The organism is Acidisphaera rubrifaciens HS-AP3 (assembly GCF_000964365.1).
GTDB lineage: Bacteria > Pseudomonadota > Alphaproteobacteria > Acetobacterales > Acetobacteraceae > Acidisphaera > Acidisphaera rubrifaciens.
The window spans coordinates 1-9,432 of record NZ_BANB01000671.1; the positions used below are offsets into that span (position 1 = coordinate 1).

General features: G+C 71.0%; 7 protein-coding genes. 2 read left to right on the plus strand and 5 right to left on the minus strand.

Annotation, left to right across the window (positions count from 1 at the left end; genetic code table 11):
- From B8460_RS16130 to B8460_RS16140, 3 genes are all read right to left on the minus strand, one after another.
- The coding region (locus tag B8460_RS16130) for an alkaline phosphatase family protein (RefSeq protein ID WP_048862637.1) at window positions 1-1,570 on the minus strand (1,570 nt) is incomplete at its 3' end.
- 9 nt (window positions 1,571-1,579) lie between these two features.
- Window positions 1,580-3,205: a cisplatin damage response ATP-dependent DNA ligase gene (locus B8460_RS16135; protein ID WP_048862638.1), complete on the minus strand. Its 1,626-nt coding sequence runs from the start codon at window positions 3,203-3,205 to the stop codon at window positions 1,580-1,582.
- Window positions 3,202-4,281, minus strand: coding sequence for a ligase-associated DNA damage response exonuclease (locus tag B8460_RS16140; RefSeq protein ID WP_048862639.1), 1,080 nt, complete (start codon window positions 4,279-4,281; stop codon window positions 3,202-3,204). Before B8460_RS16140 ends, B8460_RS16135 begins: the two co-directional genes overlap by 4 nt.
- Before the next feature lie 53 nt (window positions 4,282-4,334).
- On the opposite strand from B8460_RS16140, the gene B8460_RS16145 reads away from it, so the two are divergent.
- A complete protein-coding gene (locus tag B8460_RS16145; RefSeq protein WP_048862640.1) occupies window positions 4,335-5,429 on the plus strand; it encodes a glycosyltransferase in 1,095 nt (364 codons plus the stop codon).
- A gap of 37 nt (window positions 5,430-5,466) precedes the next feature.
- Window positions 5,467-7,110: a Hint domain-containing protein gene (locus B8460_RS16150; RefSeq protein ID WP_052945269.1), complete on the plus strand. Its 1,644-nt coding sequence runs from the start codon at window positions 5,467-5,469 to the stop codon at window positions 7,108-7,110.
- 4 nt (window positions 7,111-7,114) lie between these two features.
- On the opposite strand, the gene B8460_RS16155 is transcribed toward B8460_RS16150, so the two are convergent.
- Together B8460_RS16155 and B8460_RS16160 are read right to left on the minus strand one after the other, a co-directional pair.
- Window positions 7,115-8,944 (minus strand): flavin-containing monooxygenase, encoded by a 1,830-nt coding sequence (locus tag B8460_RS16155; RefSeq protein WP_048862641.1) that lies wholly within the window; start codon window positions 8,942-8,944, stop codon window positions 7,115-7,117.
- A gap of 104 nt (window positions 8,945-9,048) precedes the next feature.
- Window positions 9,049-9,312, minus strand: a complete 264-nt coding sequence (locus B8460_RS16160; protein ID WP_048862642.1) for a GDCCVxC domain-containing (seleno)protein — start codon at window positions 9,310-9,312, stop codon at window positions 9,049-9,051.
- Window positions 9,313-9,432 lie beyond the last annotated feature (120 nt).

The window sequence follows — 9,432 nt, forward strand, 5'->3', positions numbered from 1 at the left end:
TGTAGCTGCCGTGCATCCCCTGCCCCTGTTGCAGCATCAGGTCCGCCACCTCCACCGTGCAGTGCGTCGGCCGGGGGCAGCCGAGGGAGAAGCTGCGGAAATTGACCACCAGCGACGGGCGCGGCGTCAGCGCGTCGCCCGCGAGGCCGATCGCCGTGAACGGCAGCGCGCCGGGGATCGGGCCGAGCCGGTCGGTATCGGCGAACACACCGCTCGTATAGTCCTGGTCGAGCAGGACGGCGGTGACGCGGGCCGCGAGCGCGTGGTCGTTGCCCGGCAGGTAGATCAGGTCTGACCCGCCATTGGCCGCGACGATCACCCGCGCGTCCGTCCGCCCGTCCGCCGCCACGTGGCCGGTGCCGCCGATCAGCCCGTTGCCCCAGGCGGCATGCTGCCCCGCGGTCGGGTCGAGCCGGGCATAGGCGACGCCGCCATCGGGCGCGCGCGTCGGGTGGTTGGGGTCGAAAAGCGGCAGGTCGAGGGCGTGGGCGAGGTCGATCGCGACGAAGCCGGGCGGCAGGAAGCCGGGATTGACGTCCGGATAGGTCTGCGTCGCCGCGTAGTCGTGCACGGCGGCGCGGCCGTCCGCGTCGAGGTCGTGGCGGCTGATGGTGCTGAAGCCGTGATCGGAGGTGATCAGGATGTCGGTGCGGTCGAGCAGCCCCTGCGCCTGCAGCCAGTCGTGGACGCGGCGGAAATCGGCGTCCGCGTCGGCGACGGCGGCGCGCGAGGTCGGGCCGTTGATGCCGGGCGACAGCGTGTTGAGGCTGTCGCCCTGGTTATGCTGCGTCCCGTCCGGGTCGCGCGACCAGAACACCAGCGCGAAGGGGTGACCGTCGTCGTGGAAGGCGGGCAGCACGGCGCGGGTCAGCGCCGCGGTGAACCAGTCCTGCTGCACCGTGTTGGCGACCAGCGTGCCGGGGCGCGTGTTGGTGCCGTAATCCCCGTTCAGCCCGCGCCCCGGCGCCGTGGCTGGCAGGCCGGCGGCGCGCAGACGGTCGAGGATCGCGGGCGGCAGTGGAACGCCGCCGGGATGGCCGGTGCGGTCGTCGATGATCACCGTGTCCGGCCGCGCCGCCGTCGCCTCGCCCACGTCCTGGATCAGCACCGGGCCGAGCTTGCCCACGGCGGCGGTGTGCCAGCCGGCGGCGCGCGCGGCGGCGAGCAGGGTCGTCTCGCCGAGGAAATTGCCGCCGAAGCGATCGTCCATGTCGGCGATCACCCGGTCGTTTTCCAGGAACGGCGTGACCGATCCGGTCGTCGCGTCCGGCGCGCCGACATAGAGCACGTTGCTGAAATCGCCGGTGTCGCCGAGCAGGTGGCCGGTCGCGATGGCCGAGGCGTTGGCCGTGGTGAAGGTGGGGAACAGCGCGTGGCTGTCGGCGAAATCGACGCCACGCGCGCGCAGCCCGGCCATAAACGGCGCGTCCGCCTCGTTCACCGAGGTATGGCGCAGCCCGTCGGCGACGAAGATGACGATGTTGCGCGGCGGCGGGGCCGCCCCCGCCGTGGCGGCGGTCGCGAGCAGCAGGGCGGCGGCGATCGCGGGCAGACGGCGGCGGCGATGCATGCGCCCTCCCTACCCTTCGTCGCCGCCATCGTCCACCGCCGGCGCGTGCGCGCGCGGCCGCCCCTCGGCGCGGGCGAGCAGATCCTCCAGCCGGTCCGCCTCCTCCGCCGGCTTGTCGGGGCGCATGCGCAGGATGCGCGGAAAACGCAGGGCGACGCCGGATTTATGGCGGTTCGAGAGTTGCGCGGCGTCGAAGGCGATTTCCAGCACGAAGGTCTTGTCCACCTCGCGCACCGGGCCGAAGCGGGCGGTGGTGTGGTTGCGTATCCAGCGGTCGAGCCAGCCGATCTCGGCATCCGTCAGGCCGAAATACGCCTTGCCCACCGGCAGCAGCGCGCCGTCCGCGCGCCACAGGCCGAAGGTGTAGTCGGTATAGAAGCTGCTGCGCCGCCCGTGGCCGCGCTGCGCGTACATCAGCACCGCGTCGATGGTCAGCGGCGCGCGTTTCCATTTCCACCACAGGCCGCGCGGCCGGCCGGGCACATAGGGGCTGTCGGCGCGCTTGAGCATCAGCCCCTCGATCGCCGCAGCCCGCGCGCCGTCGCGCAGCGCCGCCAGCGCGTCGATCGTGTCGAAGGCGATCATCTCCGACAGATCCATGCGCGCCGGGCGCACGCGGGCATGCCACGCCTCCAGCCGCGCGCGCCGCGCATCGAACGGCAGCGGGCGCAGATCCTCCGCGCCGTCGAACAGCAGGTCGTAGAGGCGCACGATCACCGGGAAGTCGCGCATCATGCGCGGCGTCACGCTGCGGCGGTTGAGCCGCTGCTGCAGATCGGCGAAGGGGGCGACGATGCCGTCGCGCGCGACCAGCAGCTCGCCGTCGAGCACGGCCTCGGCCTCCAGCGCCTCCACGATCTCGGGGAAGGCGGCGGAGATGTCGTCGGCGCCGCGCGAATAGAGGCGCCGTCCGCCGGGTGTGGCCACGAGCTGGACGCGGATGCCGTCCCATTTCCATTCCGCGCGGAACCGCGCCGCGTCGAGCGCGGCGAGATCGGGCGGCTCCAGCGGGTGGGCGAGCATGGGCGGGCGGAACACCGGCGCGGCTTGTGGGTCGGGGCGCGGGCCGTGCCCCTCGATCCAGGCAAACAGCGCGCGGTAGGGGGGCGACAGGCCGTGCCAAACCTCCTCGATCGCGTCGGCGTCGATCGCGCCGCCCGCGAGATCGGCGAGCGCGAGCTTGGCGAGGCGGGCGGAGGCGCCGACGCGCAGCGCGCCGGTGATGAGCTTGAGCAGCGCGAGCCGCACCCCCGGCGCGGAGGCGTCGAGCCAGCCGGCGACGAGGGCCGGCAGCTCGGCTTTCGGCGTCGTCTCCAGCGCATGCGCGACCTCGGCGATCGACGGCGGGGCCGCGTTGGTCGGCCGCGCCGGCCAGATCAGCGCCACCGTCTCCGCCAGGTCGCCGACATAGTCATAGGACCAGGCGAACAGCACCGGATCGACGCGCTCCATCGCCAGTTGCCGGATCAGCCCGGGCTTAGCCGCGGCGAAGGTGAGTTCGCCGGTGACGGCGGCCAGGCCGATGCCGCGATCGGGGTCCGGCGTGGTCGCGAAATAGCGGCGCAGCAGCGCGATCTTGGCATTACGGCCGGGGGTGAACACCAGCCGTTCCAGCAGGTCGGCGAAGGCGATCATGCGGCCGCGCCGGTCCCCGGTTCGGTCTCTGGCTCCCCCTTTGGCCCATCATCGGGACCGTCGCCGCCCTCGTCCTCGTCGCCGTAGCCGATCAGGCGCAGCGCGCGACCGACCCGGCCGCCCTGTTCGATGGCGTGGATCAGCGCCTCCTCCCGCCCATGCGTGACCCAGACCTCCGGCGCCTCGACCGCCGCGACGGTCGCCAGCAATTCGTCCCAGTCCGCATGGTCGGAGATCACCAGCGGCAGCTCGACGCCGCGCGACTTCGCCCGCTGGCGCACGCGCATCCAGCCCGACGCGAGGCCCACGACCGGATCATTGAGGCGCCGCGCCCAGCGGTCCTGGATCGCGCCGGGCGGGGCGAGCACGATCGCGCCGCGCAGCGCCTCGCGCGCGGCGACCGTCGCCGGGCGCAAATCGCCGAGCGGCACGCCGAGCGCCTCATACGCGCCGCAGACCGCGGCGAGCGCGCCATGCAGCCAGATCGGCGCGTCCCAGCCGGCGGCGCGCAGCAGCGCGATCAGCCGCTGGCACTTGCCGAGCGCGTAGCAGCCGACGACATGCGTGCGGTCGGGGAACAGCGCCCGGCTGGCCAGCAGGCGGGCGATCTCCTCCCCGGGCGGCGGATGGCGGAAGACCGGCAGGCCGAACGTCGCCTCGGTCACGAACACGTCGCAGGGCACCGGCTCGAACCGCTCGCAGGTCGGGTCCGCCACCGTCTTGTAATCGCCGCTGACGACGGCGCGCGTGCCGCCGTACTCCATGACCACCTGCGCGCTGCCGAGGACGTGGCCCGCCGGGGCGAGCCAGACATCGACGGCACCGATGCGCAGCCGTTCGTGCCAGCCGAGCGGCTGCTGCGCGTCGCCCGCCCGCCCCGCGCCCATGCGCGTGCGCATCAGCGCGAGCGTGGCGGGGCTGGCCAGCACGGCCGCGTGGCCGGGCCGGGCATGATCCGAATGGGCGTGGGTCACGACGGCGCGTTCGACGGCGCGCAGCGGGTCGATGTAGAAACCGCCGGGCTCGCAGAACAGACCCTCCGGCCGAACCTTGAGCCACGTCTCCGGGTGCCGCATGCCCCACACATGGCATCGCCGCCCGATCAACGCCAGCCAGCGGAGCCGCGCGCGTGCGCATCCTGTATTTCGGCGTCCACGCCATGCTCGAACACGACGAGATCGGGCTGTTCGCCGCCATGGGGCACGAGGTGTTCAGCCTCGGCAGTTATTTCGGCTACACGCCCGAGACGCATCACCGCGCGCATGACGGGCGCACGCCGCTGGCATGGCGGGCGCCGGCCGACCTGATGGCGCTGTTCCACGCCAGCGGCTGCGCGCTGAGCGCGACGAGCGTGACCGAGCACGTGATCACGCCCGCCTTCGTCGATGCGTTCGACGTCGTCGTGATCGTGCACGACGCGCACTTCATCCGCCGCAACTGGGCGACCCTGTCGCGCCGCCCGGTGATCTGGCGGACGATTGGGCAGTGCATCTATGAGTTCGATCCGCTGCTGCGCCCGCTGCGCCATCAGGGGCTGCGCATCGTGCGCTACGCGCCGACCGAGCGGCGGACGCGCCACTATATCGGCGCCGACGCGGTGATCCGATTCTTCGGCGACCCGGCGCGCCACCCGCCCTGGCACGGGAGCGACCCGGTGGTGTTCGCCGCGGTCAACCGATTCGTGCAGCGATACCCGCATGAATACGAGGCATTTCGCGCATCGCTAGAGCATACGCCGTATCAACTCGCGGGCGACGGGAATGACACCTTGCCAAATGCAACCGGGTTCATCGCCGGTGCCGCGCTGCTGGACCGGCTGGCGGCGTCGCGCGCGTATTTTCACTGCTCCGGGTTGCATGTGCCCTATACACTCGGTTTCATCGAGGCATGGACTGCGGGCATCCCACTGGTCGCGTACGACGATCGGCGGATGACGGTCTATTATGGACGGGACTTCAGCGAGGCACGCGGCTTGATCCATCACGGGCGGGACGGGTTCCGCGCGGTGACGGCGGCGGCGGCGCGCGACATCTTCCGCCGCCTGCTCGCCGATCCGGCGATGGCGGCGGCGGTGGGGGCGGCGGGACGCGCCCGTGCTGCGGAGATTTTCTCCCGCGCGCGGGCCGAGGCGCAGTGGGGCGCGATGCTGGACCGGGCGGTTGCCGAATACGGGCGGCCGCGCGGGCTGCGCGGGGCCCTGCGGCGCGTGTTCCGGAGACGATGAAGCGACGACAAGAAACGGCGGGCGGGAGCGGCCAGATATGACAATCAACAACTATTCGACGATCTATGCCTTCGGCGACAGCCTGTCGGACGCGGGCGACGTGTATCTGCTGACGTCGAGTCCGCTTGCGTCGCCGCTCGGCCTGTCGCCGGAGCCCGTCAGCCCGCCGTACTATCAGGAAACGTACGGGACGGTGAAGGCCGACATCTTCAGCAACGGCCCGAACTGGGTGCAGAACCTTTCGACCGATCTCGGCTTCGGCGTGCTGGCGCCGGGCACGGTCGGCGGGACGGTGTCGCAGCTGACCACCATCGCGATCGCCGGGCTGGAGGCGCAGGGCTATCCGCCGGCAACCGCGACGCTCGTCGCCACCGCCGCCATCGACAGCCTTGCCAAGCAGCAGGGCGTGTCCGGCCCGAACGGCTATCTCACGCTCGCCTCCGGCGCGACGGGAGGGACCGATTTCGCCATCGGCGGCGCGGTGACCGGCGTCACCAACGAGAACAGCAGCTTCGCCGTGCCGCTGACCGATCTCAGCGCGCAGTTGACGAACTTCAAGAATGCGGTGCCGACGCCGGCCGCGAACGCGCTCTCCACCGTCTGGATCGGTTCCAACGACATCCTCGACCTGCTGGAAGACCCCAATTTCGGGACGTATTTCCCGAACGGCACGACGCTCGGCACGGTCGGTTCGACGAAAGCGGGCATCGACATGCAGCAGTCGGTCGCCAACGAGATCGGCTTCATCGGCAGCTTGGTCGCCGACGGCGTGACCAACCTGCTTGTCCTCGACGTGCCCGACCTCAGCCAGGTGCCGGCGATCACCAAGGGCTATCCGAGCGAGACGGGTGCCGCGCTAGTGTTGTCGGAATACTACAACCAGCTGCTCAACACCGACCTGGGAACCGTCACCGGTGCCAAGATCACGATCGAAAACACCTTCAGCCTGATCGACAACGCCATCGCCAATCCCGGCTCGTACGGGCTGAAGAACGTCACGGATTCGGTCTATACCGGCAGCCTGACCAACTTCACTCCGTCCGACCTCGTCAGCAGCGATCCGACGGTGCAGAACACCTATCTGTTCTTCGACAAGCAGCACCCGACGGAGACGGGGCAGACGGCGGTCGCCAACCAGGCGCTCGCCGACCTCACCTGCTTCGTCACCGGCACGCGGATCGCAACCGCGCGCGGGGCGGTCGCGGTGGAGGCGTTGCGGGCGGGGGACATGATCGTGCTGGCCGATGGCGGGACCCTGCCGGTGCGCTGGGTCGGGCGGCGGCAGCTCGCGTGCGCGTCGCATCCCGATCCGCACTCGGTCTGGCCGGTGCGCATCGCCGCCGGCGCATTCGGCGCGGCGGGGCCGGCGCATGATCTGTATCTCTCGCCCGACCACGCGGTCTTCATCGACGGCGCGCTGATCCCGGCCAAGCATCTGGTCGACGGCGACGCGGTCGCCCGGGTCGCGTGCGACACCGTGACGTACTGGCATGTCGAGCTGCCGCGCCACGCGGTGCTGCTGGCCGAGGGGCTGGCGTGCGAAAGCTTCCTCGATACGCGGCAGCGGCGCGGCGATTACGTGACCCGCGTGTGGGAAGCCGAGGGCTGTGCCGAATTGGTCGTCACCGGCCCGCGCCTTGCCGCGGCACGGGCGCGCCTGTCGGGCGCCCGCGCCGCTTGAGGCGTCAGGCGGTGTGGTGGACCTCCTGCAGGCCGTAGACCGGCGTCGGGATACCCTCCATGCGCGCCTTGAGCTGGAGCGCGAGATAGGTCGAGTAGTGGCGTGACTGGTGCAGGTTGCCGCCGTGGAACCACAGCGCCGGCACCTGCGTCGGCTTCCACATGTTGCGCAACTCGCCCTCCCACGGGCCGGGGTCCTTGCTCGTGTCGGAACCGAGGCCCCAGCACTTGCCGACGCGGTCCGCGACCTCCTGGCTGATCAGCTTCGCCGCCCAGCCGTTCATCGAGCCGTAGCCGGTCGCGTACACGATCAGGTCCGCCGGCAGCTCGCTGCCGTCGCTCAGACGTACGCCGGTCGGCGTGATCTCCTCCACCGAAGCGCCGCTGCGCAGCTTCACCCGCCCGTCGGCGATCAGCTCCGACGCGCCGACATCGATGTAGTAGCCCGACCCGCGGCGCAGGTATTTCATGAACAGGCCGGAGCCGTCGTCGCCGAAATCGAGCATGAAGCCCGCCCGTTCCAGCCGGTCGTAGAAATCGGCATCGCGCCGTCGCATCTCCTCGTACACGGGGATCTGCATCTCGTGCATGATGCGGAACGGGATGGAGGCGAAGATCAGGTCCGCCTTTTCGGTCGTGACACCCGCCGCGACCGCCTGTTCCGAATACAGGCCGCCGAGGGCCAGTTCCATCAGCGTGTCGGACCGCGCGATATGCGTGGACGAACGCTGCACCATCGTCACGTCCGCGCCGTGCTCCCAAAGGTCGGCGCAGATGTCGTGCGCGGAGTTGTTCGAGCCGATGACGACGCAGCGTTTGCCGGCATAGGCCTCGCCGCCGGGATGCTGGCTGGAATGGTGCTGCGTGCCGCGAAACGTCTCCATGCCCTTGTAGTTCGGGATGTTCGGCACGCCGGACATGCCGGTCGCGAGCACGAGCTGTTTCGGACGCAGCGTGTGCGGCTTGCCGTCGCGCACCACGTCCACGATCCACTCGCCCGCCGCCTCGTCATAGCGCGCGTGTTCGCAGGTGGTGCTGTTCCAGCAATCCAGCTCCATCACGCGGGCGTACATTTCCAGCCAGTCGCCGATCTTGTCCTTGGGCGCGAAGACCGGCCAGTGATCGGGGAACGGCAGATACGGCATGTGGTCGTACCAGACCGGGTCATGCAGGCACAGCGACTTGTAGCGGCTGCGCCACTGGTCGCCGGGGCGGGGATGGCGGTCGATGATGAGCGTCGGCACGCCGAGCCGCTTCAGCCGCGCGCCGAGGCCGAGCCCGCCCTGCCCGCCGCCGACGATTAGCACATAGGGCTGCTCCGTCACGCCGAGGGTGGCCGCCGCCTCGCGCCTGCGTTCGAGCCAGGATTTGCGGTCGCGGAAGGCACCGTGCTCCACGCCGCGCTCGCGCGTCGCGCCGCGCCGTTCCTCGTGGCCCTTGAGTTCGGTCATCGCGGTCAGCATGGTCCAGCACAGCCCGCCGCGCAGGCGCATCAGGCCGCGCCCGCGCGCCACCGCCGTCTCGAAGCGTATCCAGGCGGTGATGACCCCGCCCTCCTCCGTCGCCGGTTCCTCCAGCCGCCAGGCGGAGGGCCGCACGCGGGCGAGCGTCTCGCGCAGCATCGCCTCGATGCCGCCGCGCCCCTCCATCGTGCGGATGTTCCAGGTGAAGGCGATCAGGTCGCGCCAGAACCCGTCGGGCTCGAACAGCGCCGCCGCCCCGGCGGCATCGCCGGCCGACAGCGCGGCCCCGAAGCGGTCGAGCCACGCGGTCACGGCGTCGCTCGCGGGGTCGGCGGGGGATGTGGTCTCAGGACGTTCGATCGTCGCGGACATGGCGCGTCTTCTCCTCCGTCATTGCCGCTTGCCGCGGCTTGATTGCCGCACGATCGCGTGACGCCCGCGAAGAGGCAAGACGGCCGGACGGAGGAGAGAGGCGCCTAGTCGTCCGGCGGGGCGGTGGGTGCGCCGCCGTCGCCGGAGGCGCAGCAGGCGCCGCGGCCGCTCTGTTGGATCGGCGGGCACGGGACGTCGCCGTAGGAACAGAAGACGCAGCAATCGCCCGGCTTCGGCCGCAGCACCGCGCCGCAGCCGGTGCAGTCGTAGAAATACTGGCAGGCATCGGTGGGCATCGTCTCGGTCCGCGACGTGCCGCATTGCGGGCAGGTCAGCGTGGAGCGAAGGATCGGCGTGCCGTCAGGCATAGGTATACCCCGCGTAGAGAAGCCCGGCCCCGAGCAGCAGGCCGAGCAGAATGAGGAGACGCAGCGACGGCGGCGTGCAGGCGCCGTCCGGGCCGCAGGCCGCCGCCGCGCGCTGCGCCC